Here is a 16,166-nt window from a genome sequence, read left to right on the forward strand (position 1 = left end):
GAAAAAAAAGCAAAAAAAAAATAAAAAAAAATTTTTTTAAATAATATAATAAAATCTAATTTTAGATAATTGTAATTTTTATCTTAATAATTAGAAAATATAAAATTTATTCTAATAAATTAAAGTTAATTAAATATTTTTTCAAATAATGGTTTGATTTAAATAATATTTTACAATTTTTCTATCATTACCTTATAATTAAAAGATATTTAGTGAATCTTAAGAGGTGAAAATATTTGCTTAAAAAATTTCTAAGTAATACAAATATAATATTTTATCTATTTTTCTTTTCAATATTTATTGAATATCAGTCTAATATAAACAAGATTTATAATATTATATGTTTTATTTTGTATATTGTTTTTATTATTAATCTAATAATAAATTTTAAAAATAAATCTAAATTTGATAAATTAAAGTTTGATAATAAATTTTTGATACTAATAACATTTTTTTATTTTTATACATCAATTATTAATATATTTTTTTATAAGAGTTATTCATTAGATGATTTTAAATCGTTAAGATATATTATTAGGATGTATTTTATTGCTTTATTTTTATTTTTTAAATTAAATACAAGTAATGACCAATACATTAATGTATTTTATAAATGGTTTACATTTATAATGAATACTTTTTCTATTATAAGCATATATGAAATTTTATCTAAAAAAAGTTTATTTTCACCATTTTTTAAAATTGACAATTCTTTTGTGGTATCTGAATATAGTGGACAAAGTTTTAGAGTTGTTTCAGTTTTTACACACCCAATTGTATTTGGATTATTTTTAGTTTCATTATTTTGGTGTAATAAATTTATTATAAGGAATAAGTTTATTAGATTTCCTTTACAAATAATTTTGATGATAAATCTATTTTTTACAGGATCTAGAAGCTCATGGATAGCTTTAGTTATTACTTTAATAATATATTATTTTAAAATTATAATTAGTAAAATTATAAATAGTGATTTTAAAATTACTTATAAAAAGATCTATGTTAGCATTTTTATTTTTTTATTATCTGTAATTATATTATTTATATTTTCTAATTATATATTATCTGTAATAAATATTATTTTACAAAGAATTATTACTGCAACGAATAATTCCTATGGAGATGTTTCTCGGCTTCAGCGATTGGGTACTATACGTATAATATATAATTACATGCTGAATAATGGAATTGTAAATTTTTTATTTGGGAATGGTTTTAAGTCGGTTAATATATTTATGCTTAATAATCCTGTAGTAATTTCAGGGTTTTCTACGACAGATAATCAATATTTATCTTTTTTTTATGATTTTGGTTTTTTAGGATTGTTATTATATATAATAATAATAATATATTCAGTAATAATATTTTTCAAAAATAATATTTTAAATATTAATAATCTATCTATTTTATGTTTTTTAACTATTTCAGTAAATATGTTTTTCTTTAATAGTTATACGCGGTATAATGTTTTAATTTTTTTAATAGTAACTATGTTTTTCATAGGAATAAAAAATAATAAGAATTAAAAAAAGGATAAAATATAAGGTTGAATATATGAATATTCTAAAGCCATAGGGTATATAGCAGTTGTTTTAGGACATTGCGATTCACACATAACTAAATTTTATTTATTTCATATACAACTATTTTATCTTATATCAGGATATTTTTACAAAGAGGATAATATTAAAAATATTATTAATTTTATTAGGAGAAGATTATTGCTTTTTCATTAGGGGGAAATATACCAATGAACTAATTAAAATAGGTACTATTCTTCAGTAAAAAAAATAAGATACTTCTCTGACATAGAGATATTTCTTTTTTATCTGAAAAGGAGTCTTTTAATTTATAACTATACCTATCTAAACAATTATCTTAGTGTTATGAACTTATTTTATCTGTAATTACTGTTCTCATACGCTCACCATAGAAAACTTCAAGACCATTCTTCAAATTTTGAATTGGTTGTAATTATAAGTGAACTCTTCTCATAATGTTATGCAAATATTTGGAGTATTAATTGAGTTGTGGCGTGGAGTAGATTTATTAAAGATTAGGTTTATTTTAGAAAATGTACATAGTTTATTATTTAAAAATTTTTATAATAAATGTTTTCGCTATTAATATTTAATGCTGCAATCATATTCGAGTCACAATTTGTTAAAGTATTTTAGGTCTTTAGCGAAAATATTATATTACAAAGTTATGACTTATTTAATTTTACAATTCCTGTTATTTAACAATCTATAGAATTTTAAATTGATATTCTGAATAATAGAATATTTGAAAGAATTAAAGGAGATAAGAATGTATAAAAAATCAATTTGCATACTATTAATAATTTTTATTATATTTAATTTTATTATTTTTAGATTTATCACACGAGATAAAATTAATTCTAATAATTTAGATAAAAGCTCGCAATTTTTAATAGGTGTAAATATTCATTTTTTAAAACCAAGTGTTCAAGAAGTTAATAAACTTCAAGATGGTGGATTTAAAATTGTGAGGAGAGATTTATCATGGGGAAATATTGAAAAGAAAAAAGGAGTATATGATTTTTCACAGTATGATAAATTAGTAAAAAGTATGAGTGAAAATAATATAAAAATCTTGTTTATTTTAGATTATTCTAATCCTCTATATGATAAAAACCTTTCACCATATACTAATAATGGACGAAAGGCTTTTGCCAATTTTGCTAAGGCAGCAGTAGAACATTATAAAGGAAAACAAATTATTTGGGAAATATGGAATGAACCTAATATTACATTCTGGAAACCAAAACCTAATGTTGATAATTATTTTAAATTAGTTATAGAAACTATAACTGCTATCAAATCTAAAGATAAAAATGCATTTATAATGGCACCAGCATTATCAACTTTTGATTATGATTATTTAAATTGTTTAGGTAAATATGGATTATTTAAACTAATAAATGCTATAAGTATTCATCCATATAGAGCAGAAAATCCAGAAACAATTATAGATGATTATAAGAGATTAAGAGATTTAATACAAAAATATCCACATAATAAAAATATTGAAATTTCTTCTGGGGAATGGGGATATTCCACATCGTTGGATGGAATGAATGACATAAAACAGGCACAGTACTGCATTCGTTCATATTTAATTAACATTATGTGTGGAATAAATATAAATATTTGGTATGATTGGAGAGATGATGGTATCGATAAAAACAATATTGAAGATAATTTTGGAATAGTTTATAATGATTTAACGCCTAAGCCAAGCTATTATGCAATTAAAACTATGAATAAAGTACTTGATGGATACAGGTATATAAAGAGAATAGATGTAGGATCAAAAGATGATTATGTACTTATGTTTGAAAAAAACAATAAAATGGTTTATGCTCTTTGGACTACAGGTAAAGATCATAATGTAAAGGTAGATTTAAAAAGTAAAAAAATTGAAGTTATTGACTTTATAGGAAAGAATTATAGTGATAAAGTTTCTAACAAAGAGTATAAAATTAGTATAGATGAAAATGTTAAATATATTTTGAACTAGTTAGTGAATAATATGCTCTGTTAGAGCACTTGATACGTTGAAAGTGAGCCACTTTCACGGAATAATTTGAGCCACCCTCACGCCGGGTGATTCACCTACATATTTTTTGTCAATAATGAATTTATACGCTATTTTTAGTGTAAATAAATTCAAAGGAGGTCATATTATTATGACCAGATATAGAGAAATACTACGATTGCATAATCAAGGTATTAGTCAGCGTAGTATTGCATTAAGTTGCGAGTGTTCTCGCAACACCGTATCAAGGACTTTAGCAACTTCGGTCGAAAGCGCCCTCAGTAGGGTGACAGTCACCTGTCTAAAAAACAAAAATAAAGTCAGTAAAGTAACAGGGCAATTGCTCTGTTTTTTCTTGAGTTAAATGACAGTTTGACGCAGTTCATTTTCAAATAGGATATCAATATGTATAAAGGTATACTTAGTATGGAATAAGACTTAATTTTCTGATAAAATAAAAGTATAGAGATATAAAATAATGTATGTTAATATATGGAAGTAGATACAGAGGATGTGATAGAGTGCCTAGAAAAAAGAAAAAAATACTGGATGATAATTTCATAATGTCACCTAAGTATGACTTTGTGTTTAAATATATATTTGGTAATGAAAAGCATAAGGATTTATCAATAGCATTACTTAGTGATATACTAACTGTTCCAGAGGAAGAATTCGAAGGTATAGAAATAATAAATAGTGAACTTATAAAGGAGTTTAAGGAAGATAAAAAAGGAATTCTTGATGTAAGGATAAAAACAAAAAGTGGAAAGCAGATAGATGTAGAAATACAGATACTTCCAACAGAGTATATGGCAGAACGAACTATATTTTATTGGGGTAAGATGTATACGGGTCAGATAAAGCCAAGAGATACCTATGATAAGCTAAAGAAGTGTGTAACTATAAATATAGTGGATTTCAAGTGTACACCGCTAAATAAATTGTACTCCGTTTACCATATAACAGAGGATAAAACAGGATATAAATTAACAGATATACTGGAGGTTCACTTTTTAGAACTACCAAAGCGTTTTGATGAAGATGTGGAGAGATGAGGATGATCCAGTAGTCCAATGGATGGAATTCCTAGATGCAAGAACGAGGAGAGATGGAAATGTTAGTGAAAAAGAATAAAGATATAAAGAAAGCTTATGATTTATTGCAGATAATAAGTAAAGATGAAAAGGCTAGAATGCTATACGAAGCCCAGCAGGCAGAAATCAGTGATCAGCTAACTAGAATAAAATCAGCTGAAGCTAAGGGAGAAGCTAAAGGAGAAGCTAAAGGAATAGCTGAAGGAATAGCTGAAGGAAAAGAAGCAGCAGCTATAAATTTTCTAAAACTTGGAGTAGATGAAGAAATAATAGCCAAAGGTACAGGACTAAGCATAGAAAAGGTATTGGAACTTAAGAAGAAGTATGAAAATTAGAGCAAGGAGCTAACTTGGATGACAGTCACATGTCGAGAAAAGAAAATATGAAAACAGCCTTAGGGCTGTTTTTGTTATTTTTGATTGTATTTAGAATACCACTGGTTTTACCAGTGGTTCCAAAAAGCTTTTAGCTATGAGTAGAAAAAATAAAACCTCCAATATAAAATAGAAGTAGGTTTGCCGACCACAACTAAAATATATTGGAGGTGTGTCCAAAATGGACAATAGTAGTTTAGCACATAGTAAATGGAATTGTAAATATCATGTAGTTTTTGCACCGAAGTATAGGAGACAAATAATATACGGTAAGATAAAAGCAGATATTGGAGTAATACTTAGAAAATTATGTGAACATAAAGGGGTAGAAATTATGGAGGCAAATGCATGTAAAGATCATATACATATGCTTTTAAGTATACCACCTAAATTAAGTGTATCTCAATTTATGGGATATCTGAAAGGTAAAAGTTCACTAATGATTTTTGATAGACATGCAAATTTAAAATATAAGTATGGTAATAGACAATTTTGGTGTAAAGGATACTATGTTACGACTGTAGGAAAAAATAAAAAAGTCATAGAAGAATATATAAGGAACCAGATTCAAGAAGATTTAGCATATGAACAAATGAGTTTAAAAGAATATATTGACCCGTTTACAGGTGAGACAGTAAATAAAGGCAAAAAATAAAGCACCTTTTAGGTGCAGCCAGTGAAGGCATGCGGTTGGCAAACCGTTCAGTGTGCGAGTAGCACCTGCCAGTAACATGCCCTTATAGGGCTAGAGCAAACCACCCGTTTTACGGGTGGTGCTGATTAGAAATTTGAAAATAGTCTATAATTTAAAAAAAAAGATGTTTGGAGAAAATTTATGAGTAGAAAAAGTAGAGAATGGTATCCAAATGTTGTTATGCATATAACATCAAGAGGAAACCATAGAAATGACATTTTTAGATATGATGAAGATTATGAATTTTATATTATTTCACTTGAAGAATGTGTAAAGTATTTTAATAGTGAATTTGAAATATTAGGGTATACTTTAATGACCAACCATATTCACTTACAAATTCAAACAAAAGAAAAACATATAGGTTTTTTTATGAAAAGGCTAAACAACTTTTATGCAAAATACTTTAATAATAAATACAATTATATTGAGCATCTTTTTCAAGAAAGGTATGGATCAGAAATAATTAATAATGATAAGTATATGCTTGAGACTAGTAGATATATACATCTTAATCCTGTTAGAGCTAATATGGTGAAAAAACCTGAAGAATATGAATGGAGTAGTTATTGCATGTATATAGGAAAAAGAAAAGAAAGAATTATAAATTCTGAGAGTATACTATCTTACTTTAAAAAAGAAAATTGCAGAGAATTATATAAAGGTTATGTAGAAAGTTCAATAAAAACGAATTCATTCGAAAAATTAGAAGAAGAGGAGGGATAATATTGGCATCAGTTGTGAATAGCTTTGCAATCTCAGGTATTGATGCGTATGTAGTAAATATAGAAACTGATACGATATACGGACAGCCTTCTGTTTCTATAGTTGGACTTGGTGATGCCGCTGTAAAAGAAGCGAGGGAAAGATTAGAAGCATCAATAAATCATGAAAAGTATGAATTCCCAAAGATGAGAATAGTAATAAATTTAGCACCAGGAGATGTTAAAAAGAGCGGCTCTCACTTTGATTTAGCGATGGCTGTAGGTTTATTAATTAAATCAAATCAAATAGCAGTAAATAATGTAGAAGAATTTGCTTTTATAGGGGAGCTATCTTTAAATGGGCAGCTAAGATCATGCACAGGAGTTCTTCCTATGGCAATTGAAGCCAAAAAGAAAGGAATAAAAAATTTAGTAGTTCCAAGAGACAATATGAAAGAAGCATCACTTGTAAAAGGTATTAATATATTTTCATTTGATACATTAAAAAATGTTGTACAATTTCTACAAGATACTAACTATAATTTAGATTTATCAGGCTTAAATGAACAACATATAATTGAACATGAAAGTTTATTAGATTTTAAAGATGTTCAAGGTCAAGATTCTATAATTGATTTTATTGTAGTCGCGGCAGCTGGAGGCCACAATATGATTTTATCAGGTTCGCCTGGCTGTGGTAAATCAATGATAGCAAAAAGAATTCCAACAATTTTACCTGAGATGACGGAAGAAGAGGCCTTAGAAGCAACTAAAATATATAGTGTTGCTGGTTTGTTAAAAAATAGAGGAACATTAATACAAAACAGACCATTTAGAGCTCCTCACCATAATGCCTCCATGAACTCACTAGTAGGTGGTGGAATTTATGCAAAACCAGGAGAAATATCTTTAGCACATAATGGAGTACTTTTTTTAGATGAGATTGCTGAGTTTAATAAAAGTACATTAGAGGCTTTAAGACAGCCAATGGAAGATAAAATTGTAACTATATCAAGAGTAAAGTATTCTCATAGTTATCCTGCTAATTTTATGTTTGTAGCAGCTATGAATCCTTGTCCATGTGGATATCATGGAGAAGAGCGATGTCACTGTACAGATTATGAAGTTACTAAATATAGAAGTAAAATTTCTGGACCTATACTTGACAGAATAGATATTCAAAAATGTGTTCAGCCAGTTAATTTTATGGATTTATCAAGTTATAAGCAAGGTAGGTCATCTAAAGAATTAAAAGAAATAGTGCAACAAGCAAGAAAAATACAGGTGGAAAGATACAAAAATATAGAAAGGGTTAACTGTAATGCACAGATGACTCCAGCTCTTATTAAAGAATTTTGTAAGTTAGATGATGAAAGTAAAAAAATGTTGCAATTAGCTTATGATAAATTTAAATACAGTGCTAGAACTTATCATAAATTTTTAAGGGTAGCCAGAACTTTTGCTGATATAGAGCAATCTGAGAATATAAAAAAAGGACATATTATGAAAGCACTGCTTTGTAGAGATTTAGAGAAAGAGCAGGTAAATATGGTTGTTGTATAGGAAAAAAATGGATTATGATAAATATTTATATTATATTTGGTTAACAGGAATAAGAGGCGTAGGGTCAATTATAAGTAAAATGCTTCTGAATGAATTAAAAACACCAGAAAAAATATATAATTCAAAATTAGAAGAATTACTTCAAATAAGAGGAATAGGAAAAGAGACAGCTAAAAGTATACTGCAATCAAAAGATCTCAGTAAAGCTAAGAATATATTAAAAATATGCAAAAGTAAAAATATAAATATAACTGTTATAGATGATGATGTTTTTCCTGAGAGTATCAAAAATTGTAAAGATAGTCCTATATTATTTTACTATAGGGGAGTTTTACGTAAAGATTTAATGGGGGTAGCTATAGTAGGAGCAAGACGATGTACTGAATATGCCAAAAAAGCAGCAGTTGAGGCGGCAGATTTTTTAGCAAAGGAAGACATAGCTGTTATTAGTGGTTTGGCAAAGGGTATAGATAGCTATGCACACACATCTTGTTTAAAAGCTTGCGGGTTTACAGTTGCCGTTTTAGGTTGTGGTGTTGATATTTGCTATCCAAGAGAACATAATGAACTTATGAACAAAATCATTGAAAAAGGATTAGTAATATCAGAATATTCACCTAGTACACCTCCAAGACCAGAATATTTTCCTAAAAGAAATAGAATTATATCAGCATTATCTAATAAGGTTTTAATTGCAGAAGCAGGAGAAAAAAGTGGAGCGCTGATAACGGCAGAGCATGCAAAGAGATATAATAAGGAAGTATATGTAGTCCCAGGAGAAATATATTCAAAATCATTCCACGGTTCAAATGGCCTGATCAGTAAAGGAGCAAGAATATACCTATCTCCCCAGCAATTATTAGACAAAGAGATTTTTGCTAATAAAAAAACTATAATGAATACTACAGAAAATAATCTAGAAAAAGAAATAGTAAAAATATTAGAAGAGAGAGAATTAACAATAGATGAAATAAGTGTAAAATTAAGCATAGATAGATGCAAGCTAGTTGAAATATTATTTTTACTTGAAATTGGTGGTAAATTAAAAAATATCAATGGAAAATACATAATTGTTGATTAACACTTTGTTTTATCCTACTTTTTGCACTTTATTTTCTCAAAGGAAATGATATAGCAAGTTCGGGTAAACCCTCACTAAGGGGCCAGTCTGTGCACCAAGCAAAGGGCACAATGTATAGCAGGTGGGAAGCCTGAATGGTAAAGTTTAACTAACAGTCATTAGCTTTTAAAAAGCTTTCAAAATTTATATAAATTTATTAACTTATGTAATTACCACCCACTTGCCCTGTAACATAACTTAAATCATAATATGAAAATTATACGTAGGTAGGTGGAAGTTCTACAGGCTGAAAATATATAGATTTGCAATTGTCTTTATGAAAAACATAAAATAAGCATAATTGTACTTTTTATAAGTATATCTGAAAATAGGCCTTCCACCTTAACTTTAAAAGCTTTTGCTATGATCTTTTGAGATGACTTTCTTGGAGTGTTTACTCCATTTTCCCAGCTCCAATATGTTTTATGATGGGTTGCGCATCTTTCTGCGGCTTCTTTTTGTGTCCACTTTTTATGTATTCTCAAAAGCCTTATTTTTTCATTCCAACTGGAATTAATTAAATTTTCATTAAATAATCTATACATAGGATCATCCTTTCATTCTTTATTTAAATGTCTATTTACTAATAGCATCTCTTAGTTTAATTAAAGCTTTTCTCTTTATTTCAACAGCTTGTCTATAATTAATATCGTAGGTGGAAACTACTTCCTTTAGAGTTTTATTTTAGAGGTATACTTCGGAAATTGTATTTTATTCCTCCTCAGGAAAGCTGCTTAAGATTTTTATAACTATTTTTGTTTCATCATGGGCAATTATGAAATTTAATTAAAATGATGTAAATTTCATAGTTGCTTTTGAGCATAAGAAATCAGCGATAGTTGGATTCATGAAATTATTGTTATTTTTTACAATGATTATTTATTAATTAATCCACCTTCCTGTAAATTGCATTTCAATTAAGCTAGGTAAAACACTACGTATTGCTTGTTTATCAGATTCGCTTATAGTACTTATATCACGACTATATATTATATCAAGTTCATGTAATTTATTTAATCCTTTTAATGAATTCACTAGTGAATTTATATCATTTAGTGCAGAATTACCATAACTTAAACTAAGAATCCTTAAATTATTTATTTCTTTTAATTTATATATATCTGTTAATTTAGAGTCTTCGGCTAAATTAAGATATTGTAAATTAGATAAATTTTTCAATGGATCTATGCTGTTTAGTTTATAATTACTGCCTAAGTCAAGATATTGTAAATTAGATAAATTTTTTAATGCGTCTACATTAGTTATATTATTACCATTTAAATTAAGGTATTGTAAATTTTTTAATTCTTTCAACTCATCTGTGTTACTAATGCTATTTGAAAATGTGATATAACTAGTAGTAGAAGATGCTGATGGATATACCAATGCATATCCAAGATACAATTCTGTTAAATTTGATAAGTTACGGATACCGCTAATATCTTTTATGAATTTTCCATCTGCATTTAATACTTTGATGGTTTGAACATCGCTTTTATATATGTTACCTGTTGGCTTCTTTAAAGTATCTCTTATAACTTGTTCTAAGTTCTCATCTTTAAAAGTTACTATGGCATTATTATTTACAAGTATAGTGCAGGTGGCAGTCTTGTTACTTCCATCATTGGCAGTTGCAGTAATTGCTGCAGTTCCAGCACTTATTGCAGTTATTTTTCCAGTAGAAGATACTGCAGCAACCTTAGGGTTTGAAGATTTCCATGTTACTGTTTTATTTGCTGCATTATCTGGAGATACAGTTGCAGTCAAATTATCTGTGTATCCAACTGTTATGGCATCATTAGTTTTATTTAATGTTACTGATCCAGCTTTAATAGATGCTGGATTATTTATAGTTACATTACAAACAGCTGTTTTATTACCATCTGCGGTAGTGGCAGTAATTGAGGTTTTTCCTGCAGTTACTCCTGTTACTTGTGCTAAATATATGGCCTTGCCAGATGTATTATATGTTTTTACACCTGATACTGTAGCAACATTAGGATTTGAAGATTTCCATGCTACGGCTTGTTTTAGTGTATCGTTTGGAGATACATTTGCAGACAACACATCATATTTTCCTACTGTTATGGTGTCATTAGTTTTATTTAATTTTATTGATGGACTGAGAACAGTTATAGTGCAAGATGCTGTTTTGCTGCCGTCAACAGTGGTTGCAGTAATTGTGGCTGTTCCAGGACCTACTGCTGTTGCCACTACTCCACCATTTGGTATTGTAGCAACCTTAGGATTTGAAGATTCCCACATTAGCCTTTGATTTGAGGCATTGCTTGGATATATAGTTGCTGATAGTGAAACATATTCTCCTACCACTAAAGTATCTGTAGTTTTGTTTAAAGCTACTGATTCTACTTTAATATTGCTTGGGATGATTGTACCAATCTTCTTTGATACAGAGGTCATATCATATAGGTCAATTATTCCATCGCTATTGAGATCATATTTTGCCTGATATTTGTTGCCTGATTTTTTTACATTATAATTGGATGAGATAATGGCAAGGTCTTTGATATCAATTTTGCCATCATTATTAACATCTAGACTTGCAGTTGCTGGTATTGATGCATATACCTCTGAATTAGAATTGAAGGCAATACATAAAAAGGTAATGATAGTTAAAAACATAATAATTGTTATCTTTTTCATTAAATTTTCCCTCTCTTATTAATGGAGTTTACTGTGTAAAAGTGATATATAATTATTTAACAAATAAAATTTTAAAATTATAAGTTTATTTAAGGAATTATGTGAATTATTTTACAATATGTATATAATTATAACAAATTATTTGAATGAAATATTAAATTTAATGAAATTAAAAAATAACTATGTATGTGGATAGCTCAGAAAAAATTAGAAAACAGGATATTGCAAAAGCTTTAATATATAAGGATTGGAGATGAAAAAAATGTGGAAAAATTAGATATTTAATAGATATTAGCAAGTAAAAATAAAAAAATAAAAAATATATTGGAAAATATCATAAAAATAATATATAATAAAGAATGTGTATTTATGTAAATAAAAGTGAAATTAAATTGTATTTTACATAATTAAATAATGCCTAAGTATATTTTAAACATTTGGTAAATAAAAGGTATAGAAAATTAATAAAAAAAACTATATAATTTAATTTATATAACTTATGAAAATCGGAGGTTTATTTATGAATGACGAAAATACTATAGACTTAAGTCAGTTTCTTTATGTATTGAGCAAGAGAAAGTCTATAATAATTACAATCACTTTAGTTGCAGTTATTATATCGGGAATACTTAGCTTTTTTATTATGTCTCCTGTATATCAATCTCAGGTAACCGTAATAGTAGGAAAGAAAAATGATACAGCAAATTCTAATACTCAATATACTGATGTTATGATGTATCAAAATTTGACAAAAACCTATGCTACTATTGCTACTTCAAAATTAGTTGAGGGAAAGGCGGCAGAAAAGCTCGGAAATGGTATGACTGCTGATAAATTGGATAAGCTTATTACCGTTACACCAGAAACAGGTACTCAGATAATAGATATAACTGCTCAGGGTGGAACTCCAGAGGAAGCTTTAAATAGGGTAACAGCTCTTTCAAATGCTTTTGTGGAAGCTTCTCCTACTGTATATAATGCTGGTGAAGTTAATATTATGGATAAGGGAGAGCTTCCAAAGGCACCAGTTAAACCTAAAAAAACACTTAATATTGCTATAGCATTTTTCTTGGGGCTTATGGTGTCCGTAGGACTATCCTTTCTATTGGAATATATGGACAGTACATTAAAAACACCAGAAGATATCAAAAGACATTTAGATCTGCCAGTACTTGGAACTATTCCGGTACATGACGAAATGTAAGGGGGAGCACAATGTTAATAGTACAGGATAATCCTAAGTCACCTGTATCAGAGGCATACAGAACACTTAGAACTAATATACAGTTTTCCAGCTTCGATAATGAATTGGATACAATTTTGGTTACCAGCTCAGGGCCGGCTGAAGGAAAGTCAACTACTTCTGCTAATTTAGCTCTTTCTATGGCTGAGGTTGGCAAAAAGGTTCTTTTAATAGATTGCGATCTTAGGAAGCCTTCACTACATAAGAAATTTAATATTTCCAATAATAAAGGACTTTCGAATCTTTTGATTGGTCAGTTTAAATTTGATGAAGTAGCTCAAAAATATAATGATAATATGTGCATACTCACATCAGGTACGGTACCTCCTAATCCTTCAGAAATGCTTGCTTCAAAGAAGATGAAACAATTCTTAGAAGAAGCTAAGAAAATTTTTGATTTTATAATACTTGACACTCCACCAGTAGTGGCAGTAACAGATGCACAGCTTCTTTCGACTATGGTAGGAGGAGTACTTTTAGTAATAGCAGCAGGACAGGCAGAAATAGGAGCGGCTGAAAAAGCTAAAGAATTATTACATAATGTTAAGGCCAATATTATAGGAGTTGTACTCAATAAGGCAGAGGTTACTGGCGGTAAGAAATATGGTTACTATCACTATTATTATGGAGAAGGCGGTAGTAAAAAAAAGGGAAAGAGGGAAAAGTAAATGATAGATATCCATTGTCATGTACTGCCGGGCATTGATGATGGTTCTAAAGATATAAATATGAGCCTTGAAATGCTTGGCATTGCAGAAGAAAATAATACTACAAAGATTATAGCTACTCCTCATTATTATAGAGGAAGCTACGAAAATGAATTTAAAGATGTGTTAGGTTATGTAGAAAATTTTAATGCTGAGATTAAATCTAAAGGAATAAATATTGAGGTATTTCCCGGGCAAGAGATTTTTGCAGACAAGTATACCTTAGATGCCTATAGAGACGGGATTATACACTGCCTAAATAATTCAAAATATATGCTTATTGAATTCCCTATGGATGTACTTCCAGATGATGCTATAGACATCATTTATGAGTTGAAGCTTTTAGGAGTAAAACCCATAGTTGCTCATCCTGAAAGATATCTATATATTAATGGTAATTTAATGAATATAAATAAGTTTATAGAGGAAGGTTGCCTATTTCAGGTAAATACTTCTAGTATAATAGGGCTTCTTGGAAGCAGAGTAAAAGAAGCAGCTCTTGGTATTATGGATAATGGCCTTTGTCATTTTATTGCGTCAGATGCTCATTCTATAGGAAAGAGATGTCCAAATTTAGGCTTAGTAATGAAAGATATAAAGAAAGAATACAGAGAAGTTTATTCTTCTGTTCAAAGAAATGCACAGTGCATTTTAGAAAATGAAGAAATAGATGTTAGAATGAAAAAAATAGAAAAGAAGAAGGGCTTGTTTTCTTTTTTTCTTAAGAAATAGCAGTGAGATATATCTCACTGCTTTATTTATTTCCTATGTAGTTGTTGTAGGTTTGTAAATGAAGTTAAAAGTAGAAATATATGTTTATTATGGACAAATGGGAAGCATTATATATATCTTACTAAATAGTAGAAAAAAAACCAAATTTGTTGTAGAATATAAGAGAAATAACTGGAATGGGCTATACATATCACTATATTACAATAAGATGATAATATATATAATATTATGATTAATGCATAAATTACTTAAAGAGGATGATGAAAATATGTATATAAAAAATAGTATTAAATTAGCAGGTTCTATAGGTGGACAGACAGGTTCAGGAAGTGGTTCTATACCAGGTAGTACTGGCAGAGGAGAACAATCAATACCTAGAAAATCAGCAAACTCTAATAATAGAAATTCAGAATGTATTATACTAGAATCTTTAAATCATAAGGATAATATTATACATATACAAAGGCTTAGAGGCTGGAGAGATGATGTTTTATTAAAATCTAAATTTGGTAGTAGGGTAGTAAAAATATATTATTACATAAGCCCAAAACTTGTGAAATTATCTAAAAGGATTCCAGCTATAAAAATGCCAGTGGCAGTGACATCAATTGCTATATCCAATTTAATATAGTACTAGAAAGGAATTTTTATGGTGGAAATAGGAAGGCTATTAGAAAATTTAGAATTTTACCTGGAAGAACTTAAAAAGTTTGATTTAAAGGCATTTAAACAAGCTGATTCATTAGTAAAGAAAACAGATGCATTAAAAGAATATGATTATAATAGTGATAATTTAGAGTATTTATTTGAAATACCATTATTAGAACAACAACAATATTCTTTTAAAGCTGCAAATAAGTTAAAATTTATAATTACTGCAGGTAACAAGGGCAAAGATATAGTCACAAAAATAAATAAATTAATAGAAGATATAAATGGGGCTAGGAAACAAAGTATATTAAGTCAATATATGAAAGATGAGGAAAAGTATAATAAAATCAAATGTTTTATAATAAGAAAGCTATATATTTATTATATGAAAGGTCTAGTTGATTACCTTAAAGAAGTTCCTAATGATGAGATATTTATATTAAACTATAATGTTCAAAAGGAAATTGAGGAAATACAAAAAGATGATAATTGGTTTTTAGCAAACGGCATAATTAAAGAAGCTATAAATATGAATATAAACAAAGTAATAGAAAATAGAAAAAATGATATAGTTATGTATAAAGATATAAAAAGTGAAATTCTAGAGGCAATTATAGACTTGGAAATTCAGCTGGATTGGATAAAAATAATAGTTAATTTATATTTAGAAGAATCTATTAGAAAAACAATTTGCGAGGATGAGCAATTCAATGTAATGTCAAAAAAGATAGATAATATATTAATTGAATTAATTGATTTTTATATGGGAAAAGATGAAAATTTGATTGATAATTATTTTAATGAAGAGGATTTGCTTAGAAAAATCTTAATGAAATTAGGATATTTATATAGTGATATTTCTGAAGGAGATATATTAGATTTAAAACTTTGTCAGACATTAGATATTGATAAAACAGCAGAAATAGAAAAGGATTTTTGTATAAGTAAAGTTTATAAAAAAGGAATAATCTTTAATGATTCTGTAATTAGAAAGACTCTTGTGAATGTGTATAGATTTGATCCTAATTAGAGGATTTTGTTTAGTTAGAGGAGGCGTGT

General features: G+C 28.1%; 15 protein-coding genes. 13 read left to right on the forward strand and 2 right to left on the reverse strand.

What is annotated here, in order from left to right; all coding sequences use genetic code 11:
- Positions 1-866 precede the first annotated feature (866 nt).
- The 8 genes from ABF633_RS06965 (at position 867) to dprA (ending at position 9,071) form a co-directional block, all read left to right on the forward strand.
- Positions 867-1,526 (forward strand): O-antigen ligase family protein, encoded by a 660-nt coding sequence (locus ABF633_RS06965; RefSeq protein ID WP_415522930.1) that lies wholly within the window; start codon positions 867-869, stop codon positions 1,524-1,526.
- Between the two features lie 784 nt (positions 1,527-2,310).
- Complete coding sequence (locus ABF633_RS06970; protein WP_415522931.1) at positions 2,311-3,543, forward strand: beta-1,4-xylanase; 1,233 nt, start codon at positions 2,311-2,313, stop codon at positions 3,541-3,543.
- Between the two features lie 500 nt (positions 3,544-4,043).
- Positions 4,044-4,616 (forward strand): Rpn family recombination-promoting nuclease/putative transposase, encoded by a 573-nt coding sequence (locus ABF633_RS06975; protein ID WP_415522932.1) that lies wholly within the window; start codon positions 4,044-4,046, stop codon positions 4,614-4,616.
- Positions 4,617-4,675: 59 nt separating this feature from the next.
- Positions 4,676-4,990: a hypothetical protein gene (locus tag ABF633_RS06980; RefSeq protein WP_415522933.1), complete on the forward strand. Its 315-nt coding sequence runs from the start codon at positions 4,676-4,678 to the stop codon at positions 4,988-4,990.
- 220 nt (positions 4,991-5,210) lie between these two features.
- Positions 5,211-5,684 carry an IS200/IS605 family transposase gene (gene tnpA, locus ABF633_RS06985; protein ID WP_415522934.1) on the forward strand — a complete coding sequence of 158 codons (474 nt, stop codon included), beginning with the start codon at positions 5,211-5,213 and terminating at the stop codon, positions 5,682-5,684.
- Between the two features lie 180 nt (positions 5,685-5,864).
- Positions 5,865-6,449: a transposase gene (locus tag ABF633_RS06990; RefSeq protein ID WP_415522935.1), complete on the forward strand. Its 585-nt coding sequence runs from the start codon at positions 5,865-5,867 to the stop codon at positions 6,447-6,449.
- A 2-nt stretch (positions 6,450-6,451) separates the two neighbouring features.
- On the forward strand, positions 6,452-7,990 hold the full coding sequence (locus ABF633_RS06995; protein WP_415522936.1) for a YifB family Mg chelatase-like AAA ATPase: 1,539 nt from the start codon (positions 6,452-6,454) through the stop codon (positions 7,988-7,990).
- 7 nt (positions 7,991-7,997) lie between these two features.
- The gene (gene dprA, locus ABF633_RS07000; protein WP_415522937.1) at positions 7,998-9,071 is read left to right on the forward strand and encodes a DNA-processing protein DprA; all 1,074 of its coding nucleotides are present in this window, start codon (positions 7,998-8,000) and stop codon (positions 9,069-9,071) included.
- Between the two features lie 314 nt (positions 9,072-9,385).
- Here dprA and ABF633_RS07005 read toward each other — a convergent pair whose 3' ends face one another.
- Positions 9,386-9,655, reverse strand: coding sequence for a helix-turn-helix domain-containing protein (locus tag ABF633_RS07005; protein WP_415522938.1), 270 nt, complete (start codon positions 9,653-9,655; stop codon positions 9,386-9,388).
- Between the two features lie 337 nt (positions 9,656-9,992).
- The gene (locus ABF633_RS07010) at positions 9,993-11,774 is read right to left on the reverse strand and encodes an Ig-like domain-containing protein (protein WP_415522939.1); all 1,782 of its coding nucleotides are present in this window, start codon (positions 11,772-11,774) and stop codon (positions 9,993-9,995) included.
- A 520-nt stretch (positions 11,775-12,294) separates the two neighbouring features.
- On the opposite strand from ABF633_RS07010, the gene ABF633_RS07015 reads away from it, so the two are divergent.
- The 5 genes from ABF633_RS07015 (at position 12,295) to ABF633_RS07035 (ending at position 16,137) form a co-directional block, all read left to right on the forward strand.
- Positions 12,295-12,978 carry a YveK family protein gene (locus tag ABF633_RS07015; protein WP_415522940.1) on the forward strand — a complete coding sequence of 228 codons (684 nt, stop codon included), beginning with the start codon at positions 12,295-12,297 and terminating at the stop codon, positions 12,976-12,978.
- 11 nt (positions 12,979-12,989) lie between these two features.
- Positions 12,990-13,685, forward strand: a complete 696-nt coding sequence (locus ABF633_RS07020; RefSeq protein ID WP_415522941.1) for a CpsD/CapB family tyrosine-protein kinase — start codon at positions 12,990-12,992, stop codon at positions 13,683-13,685.
- Positions 13,686-14,456: a tyrosine-protein phosphatase gene (locus ABF633_RS07025; RefSeq protein ID WP_415522942.1), complete on the forward strand. Its 771-nt coding sequence runs from the start codon at positions 13,686-13,688 to the stop codon at positions 14,454-14,456.
- 268 nt (positions 14,457-14,724) lie between these two features.
- Entirely contained in the window at positions 14,725-15,087 is a 363-nt protein-coding gene (locus ABF633_RS07030) for a CFI-box-CTERM domain-containing protein (protein ID WP_415522943.1), read from the forward strand.
- A gap of 18 nt (positions 15,088-15,105) precedes the next feature.
- Positions 15,106-16,137, forward strand: coding sequence for a hypothetical protein (locus ABF633_RS07035; RefSeq protein WP_415522944.1), 1,032 nt, complete (start codon positions 15,106-15,108; stop codon positions 16,135-16,137).
- Positions 16,138-16,166: the final 29 nt, after the last annotated feature.

Source organism: Clostridium sp. (genome assembly GCF_047718555.1).
Lineage (GTDB): Bacteria > Bacillota > Clostridia > Clostridiales > Clostridiaceae > Clostridium_I.

What these genes read in the sequence shown, in the direction of transcription:
- ABF633_RS06965 (WP_415522930.1), top strand. Translation starts at nt 867, where the DNA reads ATGATAAATCTATTTTTTACAGGATCTAGAAGCTCATGGATAGCTTTA.
- ABF633_RS06970 (WP_415522931.1), top strand. Translation starts at nt 2,311, where the DNA reads ATGTATAAAAAATCAATTTGCATACTATTAATAATTTTTATTATATTT.
- ABF633_RS06975 (WP_415522932.1), top strand. Translation starts at nt 4,044, where the DNA reads ATGTTAATATATGGAAGTAGATACAGAGGATGTGATAGAGTGCCTAGA.
- ABF633_RS06980 (WP_415522933.1), top strand. Translation starts at nt 4,676, where the DNA reads ATGTTAGTGAAAAAGAATAAAGATATAAAGAAAGCTTATGATTTATTG.
- tnpA (WP_415522934.1), top strand. Translation starts at nt 5,211, where the DNA reads ATGGACAATAGTAGTTTAGCACATAGTAAATGGAATTGTAAATATCAT.
- ABF633_RS06990 (WP_415522935.1), top strand. Translation starts at nt 5,865, where the DNA reads ATGAGTAGAAAAAGTAGAGAATGGTATCCAAATGTTGTTATGCATATA.
- dprA (WP_415522937.1), top strand. Translation starts at nt 7,998, where the DNA reads ATGGATTATGATAAATATTTATATTATATTTGGTTAACAGGAATAAGA.
- ABF633_RS07005 (WP_415522938.1), bottom strand. Translation starts at nt 9,655, where the DNA reads ATGTATAGATTATTTAATGAAAATTTAATTAATTCCAGTTGGAATGAA.
- ABF633_RS07010 (WP_415522939.1), bottom strand. Translation starts at nt 11,774, where the DNA reads ATGAAAAAGATAACAATTATTATGTTTTTAACTATCATTACCTTTTTA.
- ABF633_RS07015 (WP_415522940.1), top strand. Translation starts at nt 12,295, where the DNA reads ATGAATGACGAAAATACTATAGACTTAAGTCAGTTTCTTTATGTATTG.
- ABF633_RS07020 (WP_415522941.1), top strand. Translation starts at nt 12,990, where the DNA reads ATGTTAATAGTACAGGATAATCCTAAGTCACCTGTATCAGAGGCATAC.
- ABF633_RS07025 (WP_415522942.1), top strand. Translation starts at nt 13,686, where the DNA reads ATGATAGATATCCATTGTCATGTACTGCCGGGCATTGATGATGGTTCT.
- ABF633_RS07030 (WP_415522943.1), top strand. Translation starts at nt 14,725, where the DNA reads ATGTATATAAAAAATAGTATTAAATTAGCAGGTTCTATAGGTGGACAG.
- ABF633_RS07035 (WP_415522944.1), top strand. Translation starts at nt 15,106, where the DNA reads ATGGTGGAAATAGGAAGGCTATTAGAAAATTTAGAATTTTACCTGGAA.